The organism is Desulfocastanea catecholica, assembly GCF_054657295.1.
Genome location: NZ_BAAHYZ010000107.1, coordinates 1 through 814 on the forward strand (window position 1 = coordinate 1; position 814 = coordinate 814).

Sequence of the window (814 nt, forward strand, 5' to 3'; positions counted from 1 at the left end):
GCCCTCCTCCAGTGATAATGACTTTGTGAGAGAAACCAGCATCATCAAGGCCTTCAAAACCGAGAAGGCCATCGGTGATAATTTCGCTACCATTACAAAGATGTTTGGATGCCCAATCAATGATAGCTTTCTTGGTAAAGGATGTAACTTGGCTGAAACGCATATGGATTGGATGACCGTGGTCATTGGTTGAAACTGCAGCAACAAAAGGAGTTTTACCGGTTGCTCCGCGGCCTCTCCGACCATCACGTTTTTTGCCGCCCCAATAGGCGTCGTCAACTTGCACGTATGTGGCTGAGATGGGTTTGGAGTCGTCTCGTTCTTTCATAACCTGTTGGATTTTATGCTTGATCAATAAGGCTGTATTATAAGATACACCAACAGTTCGTTTCAAACTTAGAGCGGAGATGCTAATTTTAGATTGTGTAACGAGATAAATACTGAGAAACCAGGTTGTCAGCGGCAGCTTGGTCGAGTCAAATATCGTCCTGGCAGTAACTGAAATTTGAGAGCGGCATCTGTTGCATTGCATGAGTTTTCGTGATTTCAAGTTGCAATAGCGATCGTGGCCACATTCTGGACATTTAAATCCATTAGGCCATCGCCATCTGAAAAGTGCCTGATAACACTGCTCTTCACAACCGTATTGTGAGATAAACTCTTGCAAACTGATACTTGGTTGGAACTGGATTGAATTTTTCGACATATTTACCTCCTTTTGTTTAATGGAATGGAGGTAGTTTAACATGGCAGGGTACTCATATAGTGATACCCCTCCAAAAAAAAATAGTAGCTGAGGTTTGTACGTAATCAG

At 42.9% G+C, this 814-nt stretch carries 1 protein-coding gene; it reads right to left on the reverse strand.

What is annotated here, in order from left to right:
- A partial coding sequence (locus ACYQ8U_RS23060; protein ID WP_459947905.1) for an IS1595 family transposase occupies positions 1-706 on the reverse strand: 706 nt, incomplete at its 3' end.
- Positions 707-814 lie beyond the last annotated feature (108 nt).